Origin of the sequence: Alcanivorax sp. (genome assembly GCF_040118815.1) — a bacterium.
Classification (GTDB): domain Bacteria; phylum Pseudomonadota; class Gammaproteobacteria; order Pseudomonadales; family Alcanivoracaceae; genus Alcanivorax.
This window is the reverse complement of the sequence record NZ_JBEDTC010000001.1, coordinates 257,586-273,739: the sequence shown is the minus strand read 5'-3', so window position 1 is coordinate 273,739 and position 16,154 is coordinate 257,586. Positions and strand designations below refer to the sequence as shown.

At 53.6% G+C, this 16,154-nt stretch carries 14 protein-coding genes; 8 read left to right on the top strand and 6 right to left on the bottom strand.

Annotated features, from left to right (window positions below; translation table 11 throughout):
• The first annotated feature begins 33 nt into the window (after nucleotides 1-33).
• Nucleotides 34-642: a TetR/AcrR family transcriptional regulator gene (locus tag ABNH18_RS01225; RefSeq protein ID WP_349381065.1), complete on the top strand. Its 609-nt coding sequence runs from the start codon at nucleotides 34-36 to the stop codon at nucleotides 640-642.
• A gap of 172 nt (nucleotides 643-814) precedes the next feature.
• Here ABNH18_RS01225 and ABNH18_RS01220 read toward each other — a convergent pair whose 3' ends face one another.
• Complete coding sequence (locus tag ABNH18_RS01220) at nucleotides 815-1,714, bottom strand: oxygenase MpaB family protein (protein ID WP_349381064.1); 900 nt, start codon at nucleotides 1,712-1,714, stop codon at nucleotides 815-817.
• 7 nt (nucleotides 1,715-1,721) lie between these two features.
• A complete protein-coding gene (locus ABNH18_RS01215) occupies nucleotides 1,722-2,381 on the bottom strand; it encodes a TetR/AcrR family transcriptional regulator (RefSeq protein ID WP_349381063.1) in 660 nt (219 codons plus the stop codon).
• Between the two features lie 356 nt (nucleotides 2,382-2,737).
• Between ABNH18_RS01215 and ABNH18_RS01210 the strand changes: the two genes are divergently transcribed.
• Nucleotides 2,738-3,601: an alpha/beta fold hydrolase gene (locus tag ABNH18_RS01210; protein WP_349381062.1), complete on the top strand. Its 864-nt coding sequence runs from the start codon at nucleotides 2,738-2,740 to the stop codon at nucleotides 3,599-3,601.
• 53 nt (nucleotides 3,602-3,654) lie between these two features.
• Here the strand turns inward: ABNH18_RS01210 and ABNH18_RS01205 are convergent, their stop codons facing one another.
• Both ABNH18_RS01205 and ABNH18_RS01200 read right to left on the bottom strand, forming a co-directional pair.
• Nucleotides 3,655-5,043, bottom strand: coding sequence for a cytochrome P450 (locus tag ABNH18_RS01205; protein WP_349381061.1), 1,389 nt, complete (start codon nucleotides 5,041-5,043; stop codon nucleotides 3,655-3,657).
• A 36-nt stretch (nucleotides 5,044-5,079) separates the two neighbouring features.
• Nucleotides 5,080-5,400, bottom strand: coding sequence for a 2Fe-2S iron-sulfur cluster-binding protein (locus tag ABNH18_RS01200; protein WP_349381060.1), 321 nt, complete (start codon nucleotides 5,398-5,400; stop codon nucleotides 5,080-5,082).
• 109 nt (nucleotides 5,401-5,509) lie between these two features.
• Here ABNH18_RS01200 and cypR point away from each other — a divergent pair, with 109 nt between their 5' ends.
• Nucleotides 5,510-6,565: a transcriptional regulator CypR gene (cypR, locus tag ABNH18_RS01195; RefSeq protein WP_349381059.1), complete on the top strand. Its 1,056-nt coding sequence runs from the start codon at nucleotides 5,510-5,512 to the stop codon at nucleotides 6,563-6,565.
• A gap of 333 nt (nucleotides 6,566-6,898) precedes the next feature.
• On the opposite strand, the gene ABNH18_RS01190 is transcribed toward cypR, so the two are convergent.
• Nucleotides 6,899-7,900 (bottom strand): putative solute-binding protein, encoded by a 1,002-nt coding sequence (locus tag ABNH18_RS01190; RefSeq protein WP_349381058.1) that lies wholly within the window; start codon nucleotides 7,898-7,900, stop codon nucleotides 6,899-6,901.
• Nucleotides 7,901-8,228: 328 nt separating this feature from the next.
• Here ABNH18_RS01190 and ABNH18_RS01185 point away from each other — a divergent pair, with 328 nt between their 5' ends.
• On the top strand, nucleotides 8,229-9,281 hold the full coding sequence (locus ABNH18_RS01185) for an AraC family transcriptional regulator (protein WP_349381057.1): 1,053 nt from the start codon (nucleotides 8,229-8,231) through the stop codon (nucleotides 9,279-9,281).
• A 206-nt stretch (nucleotides 9,282-9,487) separates the two neighbouring features.
• On the top strand, nucleotides 9,488-9,700 hold the full coding sequence (locus tag ABNH18_RS01180; protein WP_007149518.1) for a hypothetical protein: 213 nt from the start codon (nucleotides 9,488-9,490) through the stop codon (nucleotides 9,698-9,700).
• Nucleotides 9,701-9,773: 73 nt separating this feature from the next.
• Here ABNH18_RS01180 and ABNH18_RS01175 read toward each other — a convergent pair whose 3' ends face one another.
• The gene (locus ABNH18_RS01175) at nucleotides 9,774-11,483 is read right to left on the bottom strand and encodes an amidohydrolase (protein ID WP_349381056.1); all 1,710 of its coding nucleotides are present in this window, start codon (nucleotides 11,481-11,483) and stop codon (nucleotides 9,774-9,776) included.
• A 361-nt stretch (nucleotides 11,484-11,844) separates the two neighbouring features.
• Between ABNH18_RS01175 and ABNH18_RS01170 the strand changes: the two genes are divergently transcribed.
• From ABNH18_RS01170 to ABNH18_RS01160, 3 genes are all read left to right on the top strand, one after another.
• Nucleotides 11,845-13,485 (top strand): acetolactate synthase large subunit, encoded by a 1,641-nt coding sequence (locus ABNH18_RS01170; protein ID WP_349381055.1) that lies wholly within the window; start codon nucleotides 11,845-11,847, stop codon nucleotides 13,483-13,485.
• A 125-nt stretch (nucleotides 13,486-13,610) separates the two neighbouring features.
• On the top strand, nucleotides 13,611-15,041 hold the full coding sequence (locus tag ABNH18_RS01165; RefSeq protein WP_349381054.1) for an aldehyde dehydrogenase family protein: 1,431 nt from the start codon (nucleotides 13,611-13,613) through the stop codon (nucleotides 15,039-15,041).
• A 150-nt stretch (nucleotides 15,042-15,191) separates the two neighbouring features.
• Nucleotides 15,192-15,986 (top strand): endo alpha-1,4 polygalactosaminidase, encoded by a 795-nt coding sequence (locus tag ABNH18_RS01160; protein WP_349381053.1) that lies wholly within the window; start codon nucleotides 15,192-15,194, stop codon nucleotides 15,984-15,986.
• Nucleotides 15,987-16,154: the final 168 nt, after the last annotated feature.

Below are 16,154 nucleotides of genomic sequence, written 5' to 3'. Positions count from 1 at the left end.
ACAATTTACTCCCTTTCTTTTTTGGAGATAACTTTGACTCGACCTTACGCTGGTGAAAATGCGGGCACACGGACCCACAATCGTAGACAAAAAATACTGGCTGCAGGAAAAAAATGCTTTGGTTCGAAAGGGTTTTCCAAGGCCACGGTGAAGAATATTTGCCTGGAAGCCGGGCTTACTGAGCGGTACTTTTACGAATCATTTAAGAATAAAGAGGATTTACTCGCAGAGATATATATCCTGCTTATGGAATCCATGATGAATGTCGTTCGCCATGAAACGATTAAGCATAAAAACAACCCTAGTGATGCTATCCACGCATTCCTTAATAGTTACTTTTTACTTTTTAAGAATGACCCGGACCGTGCTCAAATCCAGTTGTTCGAAATACTCGGCGTTAGCGAAAGGTTGAACACTATCTACCAAACGAAAATTCGTGAAGCGACCCAGCTAATGAAAGACACCGTTTCAGAAATTTCCGAAATAGAATTAAGCAAAGACCTTAGTATTATCTATTTTACTGCACTCTCCGGCGCCTTGTGGCAAATCGCGAACGAATGGGTAATATCCGGATTAAAAGAAGACATAAGAGACTTAATTGAACCACTAGAAAAAATGATTTTCACTTTTATAAATAAGTAATCATACGCCACTCTAAAACGTGCATAACCTACCTATTTATAGATATTAAAGTTATACCCTTACTCAGTTGAAAGGCAATACTTTCTACTTTGCCATCCTTTTAAGTTCAGTTGATTCTACTTTAATTTTCCCGACATCAAGGCCTGCGTAGAGAACCTCACTAGCAGCATGTTTATTCTGCAGGACCTGTCTCGCTTACTGTAGGTGTGCCACCAGGGTAGCTTTTCAGATTTTGCTCTGACACAACAAATGGATAGCCCTTGAAATTAATAAGCTTTCTTACTGCTGAATTCGTTTTTACACCTAAAAAAACCGGCAGACGGGCAATCATCGGCAGCTGTCTCACCCCATAGGCTTCACACATTGCTCCCTCATAAAAGGCACGATAGTACCACCGTGCGACAAACCGAAAAGGATAATCTGACTTTTGAACAAAGACAGAAAGCGTGGACTCCCCTAACCTGGCAGAAAACCGGCTAAATTCATCTTTATTCGCATAAGCTTCATCCAAAGTGTTTTTAGCTTCTTCATAACTTGCGGGCATATTCTGTATCGACATCCGCGATCCAACTCTAATCCAGAAATTAAACCAGGCTTGTCTCTCCTTTTGTGACAGCTTTCTCCAGCCAAAACTTTCAATCCATAGAATTGGTGAAACAATGAAAGCACTTAGCGCGGAGACGAAGTCTTCGTTTCTTATCTTATAGCGAGCATGAACTGAATTCATTTTCTCAATGGCCGCAGCGCCAGCACCATCATCCCAGCCACATTCAAGAAACTTGAAAATAAGAAATCGGGTGTCGTCATACCGCCGGAGTCCATTCTTCAAATAATGAGATCGACCGAGAATATCCGCTATATTTTTATTAACCCCAGAGGCCAGATAAGCCAGATCCAGTGCAGAGACGATCTCATGAGTGAATTCATAAGAGAGCATTAGATACACTATTCTTTGACAGTCTTTCTCCTCATCCAGCGTGTCAATCTCCTTTAGAATCGCTGGATTTGGCATGAAGCCAAAACGCTTTCTGTAAACTGGCCCCTTGGGAATACTCAACGTCACATTCTGCATAGCGTCCTCACTTTTGGCTTATCCCTTCTGCGGCCTGCTGCCCCAAGAGGGTGATCTTCTCTTTCGCTCCACCCTTCATCCCACTACCCAGAATCAGTGAAATCCCGTAGTACAGGCGGTGCCGTAGCTGTGCGGATTCAACCGATCCCGTAGACCACTTAATGATGACCGCCATGGACAGGTCGTAGAGTTCTGCGATAGCCAGGTCCAGCTTGAAACAATCGTCAAAGTCCTGGCTTTTTCTGGCACTCAGGATCGCGCCAAGAAACGACTGGTAGAGCCTCGCCCCACGCTCATGGAAGCTTCTCAGCTCAGCGACAGAACTGCTGTAGGGAAGAAATGCCTGGTAGTAGGCCTCATCCGCCATGATTTCATCGAGCATGGCCTCATACAGGTTCAGCGTCCGGTCAATGGCATCGCCACCAGGTTTGGCCTCTGTGGCCCGCACCACCCTGCGAAATGCCTCCACCGCATCCTGGGCCAGAATCTCATCTTTACCGCCGATCAAGTTGTAGAGAGTCGGCACCGACATCCCGCATTTCTCTGCCAACCCCCGCATTGTTAGCCCCTCGTACCCGGCTTCAGCCAGCGTTTGATGAGCAATTTCACGAATGTGAAAAACGCGCTGCTCTTTCTGCAGATTCGCCATGGATTTTTGCGAGGCCATATCAGATCCTTTATCTTGTTAAATTAATTTAAACACGTTAAATTTCTTTGTCAACAAGATGACACATTACAGGGAGCAGCCATGCAGGATTTCACTGCTCACTCGCCATCAAGCCCCAAACGGCCCGTAGTGGTGGTTACTGGAGGCAATAGTAGCCCTGGATATCAAACTGCGCAGACCCTCGCCAAGCCCAGATATAAGTGGTGTTGGTGGCATCACCGGGGGGGTCAAATAACGCGACCACTTCGCAAGACAGATTCCCGCCGTCGCGTTTGACAGCCACGACCGTGGCGCCTTCAGGCCGGCGCTAGAACAGCAAGCCCGCCCTTCCTATACAACAGCACTGAAGACATAGCATGCATTCAAACTATTACGTTCACAGCCATGGAAAACTTCACTACTGGTATCAGCATGGCAGCAAGCCAACTCTAATCTTCTTTCATGCTGCCGGCTTCCATGGGTACCTATGGAAAAGCATTGCTGACAATTTCAGACACCATGAAATCATCCTCATTGACTTGCCCGGCCACGGAAAAAGCGATCCGCTATCAGCACATTTTGACTGGGAAGAAACTGCGCTGCTTCTTGGAGGGTTTCTGGATTCATTGCACTTGTTATCGGCAATAGGCATCGGTCACTCCATGGGAGGGCATATGGCGCTTTCGCTGGCAGGGCAGCGAAATGACTTTAATAGCGTGCTGGCATTGGACCCGGTGGTACTCACCCTGCCCATGATTAATGCTTTTGCAAACGGCGATTACACCGCGATAAACAATAAACGCGCGGCCTGGTCCACTCAATCAGCCTTTATTCACGATTACGGCAAGAAAGCATTCTTTAAGGACTGGAGCCCATCGGTATTCACTGATTATTGCACGCATGCACTAAAAGAAACGGCTGATGGGTTCCAACTGGCTTGCAATCCGGCTTATGAAGCGAGCATTTACTGCAACACCCATTCTGACCGGCTATACGAACAACTACCCAACATACACTGCCCAACAAGGATTGTACGGTCACGGGACAGGCGGCCCGATGAGGCGCCGGTTTCCTTTAGCTACTCCCCCATCCGCGACAGCATTGGTGATTTTATTGCCAATTGCGATGTGGAAACGCTTGGGGATTACAGCCACTTTTTCCCCATGCAAAACCCCTTAATCGTCATCAACGAAATCAGGACATTGCTGTCAGTTGAAAAGGAGGCTCAAGAACTCCATTAAATTACCACGCCAGGCGGGCCAACCCACCTGGCGTGGCTTCTCAGACAAGCTCTCTAGCGGCTTTTTCGCTCCGTCAACGTCACCATCATCTTGCTGTACCCGCGCACAAAGTTAGACTGCACACACTCAGGCTCACTGAGTACCTCAATATTTTCAAATCTCTCCAGCAACTCTTCCCACAAGATACGCAGCTGTAATTCCGCCAATCGATTTCCCATGCAACGGTGTGCACCGAACCCGAAAGACAGATGATTACGTGCGCCCTTACGATCGACCATGAAGGTATCTGGCTGATCAATATTGCGCTCGTCGCGGTTGCCGGAGGCGTACCACATCACCACCTTGTCACCTTTCCTGATGGTTTTTCCGTTTAGCTCCACATCCTGCTTGGCAATGCGGCGCATGTAAGCCAACGGTGTTTGCCAGCGAATAATTTCGGACACCATATTGGGGATCAGGGTGGGGTTCGCCTTTAGCTTTTCGAACTCACCGGGGAACTGATTTAATGCGAGGACACCACCGGTCATGGAATTCCGGGTGGTGTCGTTGCCTCCCACAATCAGCAACGTCAGGTTACCCATGAACTCCATGGGCCGTTTCACCATATCTTTCGTTTCTTCATTTGACTGCATTAAGCTAATCAGGTCGAAACCGGGTTCATGCCCCGCCGCTTTCTGGGCAGCCTTGTCGTGCCAGAGCTTAACGAAGTGCTTGCCGGCATCGGCAGCGGCAGCAAAGATTTCATCTGCATCCACACTCCCGCCGGTGGTTTCCGGGCTTGCGGTGGACACGTCAGACCAGTACACCAGCTTGTGCCGCAGCTCATAGGGGAAGTCCAGCAACGTCGCCAGCATCCGTGCTGTCAGTTCAATGGAGACTGTTTTTACCCAGTCAAACGGTTGATCAACCGGCAACTCATCCAGCACTTCCTGGGTACGCTGACGGATCAGCCCTTCCATTTCCTTTAGATTCTTCGGCGCCACCACATTCTGTACCGCTTTGCGCTGTTCATCATGCTTGGGCGGGTCCATGGCGATGAAAGTTTCAATCTCCAGACCTTCAGGGGTGCGCCCTAGGGTAATGATCGGCTCGGCGGAGAACAGGTCATGGCGTTTGTCCACAAAGACAATGTCGTCATAGCGGGTAATCGACCAAAACGGACCAAAGGGACTGTCTTTCTGGTAGTGCACCGGGCACTCATCGCGCAAGCGCTTGAAGTAGGACTGCCATTTATTCTGCCGGAACAGGAACGGGCTACTGACGTCGATATCCTCAATGGCCAGCGCATCCACGTCTGGCAACGGGCTCTCAACAAAGGTAGGCACATAGGGCCCTTTGAATAGGGTGTTCTTGATCTTCAAAAAACGGTGTACGGCACGGATCTGCCAATGGGCAGGTATCACCGGAGCAGTGATATTCATCGCAGTGGATTTCAGTGACATGAGTCTCTCCTTGTGAGTGGCGGAACAGCAAAGGTGTTACATCTGGAATTCAGGTAACTGAACCACCAGGCCGTCCAGTGCCTCACTGACTTCAATCTGACAGGCCAGCCGCGAGGTATCAGCACGCTCAGGGGTCATCCCCAGCATCATGTCTTCCTCATCACTGCTGCTGCCGGTTTTGGCAAACCACTCACTGGAGACAATCACGTGGCAGGTGCCACAGGCACAGGCGCCACCACAATCGGCATCAATACCGGGAATCGTATTATCCAGGGCGATTTCCATCAGGGATTTGCCGGCTTCAAGCTCTACCTCGTGGGGGGTGCCACCGTGTTCGATAAAGGTGATCGTTGCCATCTCAGGGCTCTCATTGTTGTTGTGTTGGTAACACAGTGCGCCCAGCCCCACCCCATGAGCAGGTCATTTTTTGACAACCGGGAGTCATAAAAAGACAATAAGCCTTTGCATGCCAGACAGGCCCACCATGCCGCAACTGCCTTACCCACAGAGCAATGTCGCCTCAAATCCTGCCAGCTACTCTCGGTTAATCGCCCGGGAGCTGGGTCTAACCCCTGCCGGTCTGGCCCCTTTACTCACGGGAACCGGACTGACAGCGGAGTACCTGCTGGCAGAGGACTCACTGCTCACCACCCAACAACAGGTGCAGGTGCTCAATAATGCACTGGACATGAGCGATGACCCGGCTTTTGGTTTTCGCCTGGGCCACCGCCTCACCCCGGCCACCCACGGGGCCATGGGGTTCCTGACCCTCAGTAGCGGCAATCTGATGGAGGCAATGCAGGCGATTCACCTTTACGCGCCGACCCGAATGAACTTTGTCCGTATCGAGGTACAGGATCAGGGCCGCTGGCTGGAATGCTATGGCCATTTTGACGTACCGGTTCGGGATGAACTCAAGCGTTGCCTGTCAGAAGCTTTCATCATGATGTTTTTTGAAACCGCCAAATCCATACTTGGCCGGCCAGCCCACGAAGTAGAAACGTTTTTCAGCCATGCCCCGCCTGCCCATCAGGAACGCTACCGCGAGTACCTGCCCGGCCCTCTTCACTTTTCTGCCGACCAGTTCATGGTCAAGATCCCTAAAGCGGTCTGTCTTTATCCCAACAATGCGGCGAATCACGAGAGCTATCAGCTGGCCTTGCAGCAATGCGAGAAAATGCTCTCGCAGTTGGCATCCGACGCCCAGAGCACTCGTTATCGGGTGGAAAAAATGATGCTGTCGTGCCCGCCTGGCACCCTTACCGAGGAAGAGGCAGCCGCAGCGCTGTTCATGAGCAAGCGTACTCTGGCGAGAAAGTTAAAACAGGAAGGGAGTGGCTTCCGATCGATTCGGGATCAGCTGCTCTCACAGCAGGCCAAAGAGTATCTTCGCGATTCGCGGTTAACCACGGACACCATCGCGGCACTACTCAACTACCATGACAGCGCCAATTTCCGGCGCGCCTTTAAGCGCTGGTTCGCCATGACACCGGAGCAATATCGTCACCGCAGGCCGCAGTAATTGCGGTTTCCCTTTATGCACGAAACCAGGAGACAGTTCATTGGATTATCAGTCAGTGAACACGGACTCCTACACTGCCTGCGGGGCAATAATCCAGTGGTGGCACCCGGGGTGGTGTGTTTTATTTAATCGCGCCGCCGGTCGGAATCGATAGCTCGCCCAACCAGCATCATCCTCTAGTGTGAAATATTCATTATTAACGGTTTTATTCTATAAGCCACTAATACATCGATTATCAGCAACGCGTCTTGAATTCATCAGATAAAAAAAGCGCCCGCCAGAATTCTGGCGGGCGCTTATCATCTAAATCATAACAGCTGGGATATCGGTTCCTTACTCGCTTTGTGCTGAGCATTCCGGGTTTGAGGGGTTATCCCGGCAGCGAACCTTGTAGAGAAAAGACATCATGTCCTTGTCGTAAACATTCTTTTCAGTGAGTTCAATACGGGCTTTTCTCATCATTTGATCCAGATTACGGTTGGACTCTTCATCCATGCTAATCCACCATTTATCGTCGACTTCATTAGCGGCGTTATCAACAACGCGCATAGCCCGATCAAACTGCCCCAAAAGAAACTTTCTTGCTTCCAGCGCAAATCCTTCTGGGAAGGCATCCTTCCTGATGACTAGCTGGCTGGTGAGCTGACCGAGAATGTAATCCATCACACCGCCATCTGGTGCCATCCCCTTGTACAGCTCCAACGCCGAATAGCCAAAGATGGGGGCGAAGCAAACATCCACCGACCCATTATTAAAACGCGAAGAAAAATTAGTGATATCCGACATCATTGGCGACATACCTACCTTACGCGCCATATACGCCTCTGCTTCATCGTACTCCAGAACCGCAATGCTTTTCCCGGCCATACCATCAAGATCAGTGATCTGCTCTTTCACGAAAAGGTACGCAGACCCCATTGGCACCATACCCGCATATTGATAAGGGCCAGAAACCATTTTGTCTTCCAGCTTTTCATGGCCGCTGGCAAGAATGGAGATGACGGAACGAAGAACATCGTAGTTTGGAATGCCGCGAATGGAATCCGTACTACCGGTGTAGGAAATAAACTGTCTTGCCCGAATACCCGTAATGAAAGCCCCATCACACTGCTTGGCTTTCAAGTCTTCTGTGGCGACTTTTTCATCGGTATAAGGCACCAATTCCAGCTCAACACCCCAGTCAAGTGCCGCCGGCTTCATATCTTTCATGATCCCGTAGAAATCACCATTGGCACCAATAAGATCGAAAATACAGATTTTTTTCTTCTCCAGTGCATGGGATTGCACCGAAAAAAGCACTAAGGCAATAATAAATAAAAAATTCTTTTTCAACATAACCATCTCTCCGCGAACCATTTAAACCGCTTGTTTTAGTTATCCCTGAGCTAGCGCAAATCGCGCCACTTACAATGCCACCACAATCGGAAATATTTCTTTTCAATCAGCTTTTTACAGCTATTTTTAAGTCGAACCGAGGCTATAGATATCGCGATGTAAAATAAGGGTTCGCGGCAGACAATGACGGGTTAGTTTTCGACAAAGAGGTGTTAATTTATGACAGAGAAGGGTTAAATAATGACAACAACAACGATGAAATATGAAAACACCCTCTAGTAATATAAAAAAATACGCACTCGTTACTCGAACTTATTTGAGCGACATAATGACAAAAAAATTCGACATCGAAGCGCTTCCCGTGCCTATCACCTATTCACGATTGATGGCCAGGGCAATGCGACTTCCCGAAAGACAGCTACCCTTGCTCCTTGAAGGCACAGGGCTATCAGCCGACATCCTGCTACCGGGAAGCAATAGCTACATCAGTGTTAAGCAACACATGATCATTACTGCCAATGCTTGCAGACAAGCAAATGACCCGTTGTTCGGCCTCAAATTTGGCCACCATATGAATACCTCTTCCCATGGGCCACTGGGATATCTGGCACTCAGCAGCCCGGACCTGATTACCGCTTTGCAGTCTTTTTTTGAATATCTCCCTGTCAGAATCCCTTTTGCACGGGTAGAAATAACGTCTGACAGTGAATGGCTTTTTTGCTCACTCGAATTTCTTATCAATATTGAGCCCACCGAAAAGCGGGTCTTTCAAGAGTGCTTTGCGCTAATCATGCAGTCCATTGTTGAATCCGTTATTGGCTCGAAGCTAGAAACGGCGGTCATTAAGCTGGCACATAGCAAACCGGCCCACTCAACTGACTATGCAGATTACATTCACTCAGACGTCAGCTTCGATAGCGACATCAACGTCTTTATGATTCCCATTGCCTTTGCTGAAACACAAAATGCCGTGGGTGACCCGAATAGTTACCGGTTTACGCAGAATCTCTGTAAGGAATTGCTCAGTCGCATTCCACAAGCCAGCGCCTCTACCGTGGATCAGGTGAAAAGCTTTCTTCTCTCCCACCCCCCGGGCTCTGTTAGTGAAGACGATATTGCCAATGCCCTGTTTATTTCCTCCAGAACCCTGGCCCGCCGTCTCTGTGAGCATGGCACCAGCTTTAAGAAAATCAGCGAAAGCATCTATTCAGAATTGGCAATCAAACAGTTGAGCGAACAGAACGTGTCGATAGAATCTATCGCCTTGACGCTCGGTTATTATGACGCTGCCTCCTTCCGCAAAGCCTTCAAACGCTGGCACGGGGTCACGCCTTCGGAATACAGAGACACACGCCTCAGCCGCGTAAGCAATATGCATTAGCGCTGCAGGAAGGAGTGCTAGGACGGTGAGACGGGGACCAGGGTATATGGCGTCCTTCTGCCAGCAGCAAGGAGGCACCGCCCATCCCGAGCGTTCAAACTTTCATCAATTACGCCGATTTCCCGTTTGTTTTACGCCGCCATCGTTGGCAACATTGAACAGAGCCTCGGCAGCATCAGGCTCATCCCAACTGCAGGAGGCTTCGCATGAGCGATTACGACGACAGAGATGATTACCAGCAAGAAGCCGAAGACCTGTTGGAAACTATCGAGCAGGTGGAAGAAACCCTGACGGTCATGTCCAAGGTGGTCGGGCAGCTGAAAGAGCAAGTGGCGTCACATCTGGACCCGAATACGGTGGAAATGAGCGCCGAGGAATTCCTCGATCAGTGCGAGAACCTGGAAGGCACCTGGCACTAGCGCCGCACAGACCGCTTTCGCAGAGCACCTGAGTAAGGGCTCTGCGCACAGAGGGCCACATCGCTTGCCCTCGCTAGTCCGCTTGCCCATCCGGGTAGCGGCGAACCCCGCCAACCCAGGTGCCCAACACCTGGATCGATGCCCAGTCGCCAATCGCTTCCCGTGGGTCCCGGTCCAGCCAGACCAGATCCGCGCGCATTCCCGTGCGCAACTGCCCCACCTGGTCCGCCACCCCGAGTTGTCTGGCTGCATCCACGGTCACCGCCTGCAATGCCCGTTCCACACCCACCGCCTGTTCCTGGCCCAACACCGCCCCGGATGCCGTCTTGCGCTCCACCGCATTCCACACCAGCTGCAGCGGCTCAAAGGGGACCACCGGCGAATCCGCATGCAGAGTGAAACGCAATCCGGCTTGCTCCGCTTGCGCCAGCGGGCTGATCCGTCGTGCCCGCTCCGGCCCCAGGAAAATATCCCGGTGACGGTCGCCCCAGTAGTACACATGGGTATTGAAGAACGAAGGAATGACATCCAACGCCACCATCCGCTGCAGCTGCACCGGAGTGGCCATCTGCGCATGGATCAACACCGGCTGCACCTGCACCTGCGGGCACGCCGCCCGAGCACCGGCAATAGCGTTCAGGCTCAGGTCGATGGCGGCATCACCATTGGCATGTACCGCCACTTGCCGCCCCTGGCAATGAAACTGTTTTACCTGGGCGCTGAGCGCCTCCTGGGACAGGGTCGGGAAACCCAGATAGTCCGGCGGATAATCCTCCGGCAGTGTGTAATACGGCTCACTCAGAAATCCGGTATAGCCCTGCAGGGAGCCATCGCTGACCAGCTTGACTGGGCCCAGGTGAATGCGATCGCCCTCGGGGATGGACAGGTCGCCCGCCTGACGCTGTTGTTCGGCATCCGCATTGGGCCAAATGCTCAGGCGCAGCGGGATCAGGCCAAACTGCAACGCAGGCTTCAAAGCCTGAATAGCCGCCGGGTCTGCCAGCCCATTCTGGGCAAAGGTAATTCCCCGCGACAGATAGATGTGCGACGCCCGGGACAGCACCCGCAGACCGTCCATCGGCGCCAGTTTCAACGCCTGGCTGCGCACCGGGTTAAACGCGGTTTCTGCCAGCAGGCCATTGAGCCGACCGGTTTCATCGCGACCATAAAATCCGCCCGGCGGGTCTTTAACGTCTTCCTTGATACCCATGCTGCTCAGGGCAGCGGAATTAACCACGCCCAGGTGCCCGGAAATATGCATCACCATGATGGGCCGCGTCTTGCTCACCGAATCCAGTTCTGCCCGGGTCGGGTAACGCTGCTCCCCGATGGTGGTGTCATCGAATCCATAGGCCAGCAGCATCCCGTCTGGTCGGCGCTGAGCCAGTAGCCGCAAACGTTCCAACAACGTGTCGATGCTGTACAAATCGCCTATCGGCGGGCTGTTGGCATCCACCGCCACCGCCGATAGCCCTTCACCGGGAAAATGCCCGTGCGCCTCGATAAAGCCGGGCATCAGGGTACCGCCATCCAGATCGATCACCGCCACATCCCGGCTGACCTGCTGGCGCAGCACCTCAACCTCACCGAGCGCCACGATCTCGCCCCGCTTGACCAGCATGGCATCCGCCACCGGCTGTTGCGGATTCATGGTCAGCACCGTGCCATTAAAGAACAGCTGCGCCGCCGGCGCCGGCGGGTTAAACCAGCGATGCATACCCGCCACGGTCAACACGATCAGAGCAACAATGACCACCAATACCCACAATCCGGTTTTCTTCATAGCTGCCTCTCTCTTTGGCTGACCGGGCGTTTTCGCCTTTATGCGTTATCGCGCAGACTCTGCCCTTCCACTCCGGGGAGAACAAGTCGAATTCTCACCCGTTTTGCATTCGCACCACCGGTTTATCATCACATTTTTAAATGAAACAGATTCGTTAACCCCATACCGGCCAGCCCCTCGAGCGCGCTATAGTGAAGCCCAACATGGAGGCCCCGCACCCCTTGAGTGCACCTTTTATGCACCAGAATAAGGAAAAAACGGCACCATCCTTGCATTAACCGCGATGAGAATTTTATAGCCACGCATCGTGGAACCCGCCCGGCCACAAGCCGGCACCGGGACCAACTGGAGACAAAGAGTCATGAAAGCATCGGATTTGTTCGTTCGCGCCCTGGAAGCGGAAGGGGTTGAACACGTTTTTGCCATTCCCGGTGAAGAAAACCTGGACCTGCTTGAGTCGCTGCGCGGCTCCAACATCAAGCTGGTCATCACACGTCACGAACAGGCCGCCGGCTTTATGGCATCCACCTATGGCCGCCTGACCGGCAAAGCCGGTGTGTGTATGTCCACCCTGGGCCCCGGCGCCACCAACTTGGTGACCGCCGCTGCTTACGCCCAGCTCGGTGCCATGCCCATGGTCATGATTACCGGCCAAAAGCCGATCAAGACCAGCAAACAGGGGCAGTTCCAGATCATCGACGTGGTCGACATGATGCGCCCGCTCACCAAGTTCACCAAGCAAGTGGTCAGTGGCGACTCCATCCCCACCCGCATCCGCGAGTCTTTCCGACTGGCCCAGGAAGAGCGCCCCGGCGCCACCCATCTGGAGCTGCCGGAAGATATTGCCCGCGAACACTCCACCATGCCGGTGACCGAACCCAGCGCGACCCGCCGCCCCATCGCCGAAGACAAGGCTATCTGCAAGGCCATCGAAGCCATTAAGGGCGCACGCAAACCACTACTGCTGGCCGGTGCCGGCGCCAACCGCAAACTGACCAGCAAAATGCTTCGCCAGTTCGTGGAAAAACTGGGCATTCCGGTAATCACCACGCAAATGGGCAAAGGGGTGGTGGACGAAACCGGCCCCCACTTCCTGGGCAACACTGCCCTGTCCGACGGTGACTTTGTGCACCGCGCCATCGACCAGGCCGACCTGATCATCAACGTGGGCCACGACGTGGTGGAGAAGCCGCCGTTCTTCATGCGCCCCGGCGGTGCCGAAGTGGTTCACATCAACTTCAACTCCGCCCAGGTGGACCCGGTCTACTTCCCACAGATCGAAGTGGTCGGCGACATTGCCAACAGCCTGTGGCAGCTCAAGGAACGTCTGGATCCCCAGGAACACTGGAGCTTCTCGGACTTCCACCGCATCCGCGATGCGCTGCAAAAGCACATCAATGAAGGCATTCAGGACGACAGCTTCCCGATTCGCCCGCAGCGCCTGGTGGATGAAATTCGCAAGGTCATGCCGGAAGACGGAATCCTCACCCTGGATAACGGCATGTACAAAATCTGGTTTGCCCGTAACTACCCGGCGACCAAACCCAACACCGTACTACTCGACAACGCCCTGGCCACCATGGGCGCCGGCCTGCCTTCCGGCATGGCCGCGAAAATGGTGCACCCGGATCGCCGTGTCATGGCCATCGTCGGTGATGGCGGTTTCATGATGAACAGCCAGGAACTGGAAACCGCTGTGCGTCTGAAGCTGGATATCGTGGTGCTGATTCTGCGCGACGACGGCTACGGCATGATCAAGTGGAAACAGAACGACATGGACTTCCAGGACTTCGGCCTGGACTTCCAAAACCCGGACTTCGTGGACTACGCCCGCGCCTACGGCGCCCACGGCCACCGCGTGGAATCCACCGCCGGCCTGGGCCCGCTGGTAGAAGAGTGCTACCAGCAAGGCGGCGTGCACGTGATCGACTGCATGGTGGATTACCGCGACAACAGCCGCATCCTCAACCGGGAAATCCGCGAACTCAGCAGCAAACTATAACGCTGACACGCAGCACGCTACACGCACCATGCTTTGTTGCGTGCCAGCGTGTTGCGTGGAGCGTGCTAGCTGGCGATTGATCACGCCCAGCCTCATGGCCCACTAAACGTCATTAAGGAACCAAGATGCTAAAAGACGCCTACCCCTACTACCTGGCCAACGAAGCTGTGTTCGCCAACCAGGATCTCGACGTTACCGACAAATACAGCGGTGAAGTGGCCACCCGCGTGGCCATGGCCGATGCCGCCACCATTGATAAAGCCATCGACGCCGCGGACAAGGCCACCAAGCCCATGGCAAAACTGGCGCCCTACGAGCGTCAGGCCATTCTCAACCACTGCGTAAAACGTTTTGAAGAGCGTTATGAAGAGCTGGCACTAGCCCTGTGCATAGAAGCCGGCAAGCCCATCAAGGATGCCCGTGGCGAAGTGGGCCGCCTGATCGACACCTTCCGCGTAGCCGCCGAAGAAGCCGTGCGCATCGACGGCGAAATGCCGAACCTGGAAATTGCCGCCCGCGCCAAAGGCTACCGTGGCATGGTCAAGCGTGTCCCCATCGGTCCGTGCTCGTTCATTTCCCCGTTCAACTTCCCACTCAACCTGGCCGCCCACAAAGTCGCCCCGGCCATCGCTGCCGGCTGCCCGTTTGTCCTCAAGCCAGCTAGCCGCACCCCCATCGGCGCCATCATCATTGGTGAAGTGCTGGCAGAAACCGACCTGCCGAAAGGCGCGTTCTCCATTCTGCCCTGCCACCGTGAAGGCGCCGACCTGTTCACCACCGACGAGCGCTTCAAGCTACTCAGCTTCACCGGCAGCCCGGACGTGGGCTGGGACCTGAAAGCCCGCGCCGGCAAAAAACCGGTGATCTTGGAACTGGGTGGCAACGCGGCGGTGATCGTGGATGAAGATGCCGACCTGGACGATGCCGTAGAGCGCATTACCTTCGGTGCCTTCTATCAGTCCGGCCAGAGCTGCATCGGCGTACAACGCATCCTTATTCACGATGCCATCTACGACGAGCTGAAAACCCGCCTGGTGGAAAAAACCGCTGGCCTGAAAATGGGCGACCCGAAAGACGAAGAGACTTTCATCGGCCCGGTGATTTCCGAAGGCGAAGCCACCCGGCTGGAAAACTGGGTCAACGAAGCCGTGGATGCCGGCGCCACCCTGCTGGTGGGCGGCAAACGCGAGGGCGCCATGCTCGAAGCCACGCTGCTGGAAAATGCTCCCAAGGGCAGCAACATCGTGGAAGAAGAAGCCTTCGGCCCGGTGGCCGTGATCAGCCGCTTCAGTGACTTCGACGACGCCCTGAACACCGTCAACGAGTCCAAGTTCGGCCTGCAAGCCGGCATCTTCACCCGCGACCTGTACAAGGCCCACAAAGCCTGGGACGAACTGGAAGTGGGCGGCGTAGTGATCGGCGATGTGCCCAGCTGGCGCGTGGACAACATGCCCTACGGCGGCGTGAAGGATTCCGGCCTGGGCCGCGAAGGTATCCGCTGGGCCATCAATGACATGACGGAAGAACGGCTGCTGGTAATCCGTACGCCCCAATAAACTCGCTGAACGAACCGGACGGAGGCCTTTTCGACCAGAAAAGGCCTCTCCTTCCGGATATAAGCCGGTTACAAAATAGCGCGATTCATCCACATTTTTCTCGCAAACGCGCACTTACCATCCCAGTATTCCATTGTGATGGTGTAACCAATGAGTACCTCTCTAGGCCTGCTAACAGGCGCTATTTCCAGCCTGCTAAACCCGCAGGACGTGGTTCAGCCACACTATCAACCGACAGTGGACACCACCTGGCAAATACAACTGCAAGGCACCATCAATACCGGTTACCAGACCGACCTGTATATCCTAGACCTGTTCGACACCCCGCAATCCGTCATCGATGACCTTCAGGCCAGCGGTCGCAAGGTAATCTGCTACTTCTCGGCTGGCACCTATGAAGAATGGCGAGACGACGAGGGTCGCTTCACTGCCGCAGACAAAGGGCGCCAGCTGGACAATTGGCCCGGCGAACGCTGGTTAAATACCCGCTCCAGCAATGTCCGCGGCATCATGATAGACCGCCTAACCCTGGCGGCACAGAAAGGCTGCGATGGCGTAGATCCAGACAACGTAGATGGTTACAGCAACCAAAGCGGCTTTGCCCTCACCTATGACAGCCAACTGGATTACAATCGTTTTCTGTTTAATCAGGCCCAATCCATGGGCTTGGCCGTATCACTGAAAAACAACGTGGAACAGGTGGCCGACCTGATCGACTACGTGGACTTTGCCGTGAACGAATCGTGCCACGAATGGCAAGAATGCCATCGGCTATTGCCTTTCGTGGAAGCGGGTAAACCGGTGTTCCACATCGATTATGTCTTCAGTCAGGACCCGGACGGCCAGGCTATCCATTGCCGACATATGGATAGCCTGGATTTCCAATCCCTGACCCTGCCCTGGGCACTGGACGACAGTTTTCGCATGAGCTGTTTCGACGACTAGAACACCTGCTCGCGGATGAAGCGAGCTCCCAACCTTCCTGACACCACTCGCGTTCACCGTTTTGCCGACCCCATCCATCGGCAAGGCTGCCGCCAACCTGTGGTTACACCAGAATCAATCCCCCCGAAACGGATAACACTACTGCTACACTGGAGATTCAGAACAAGG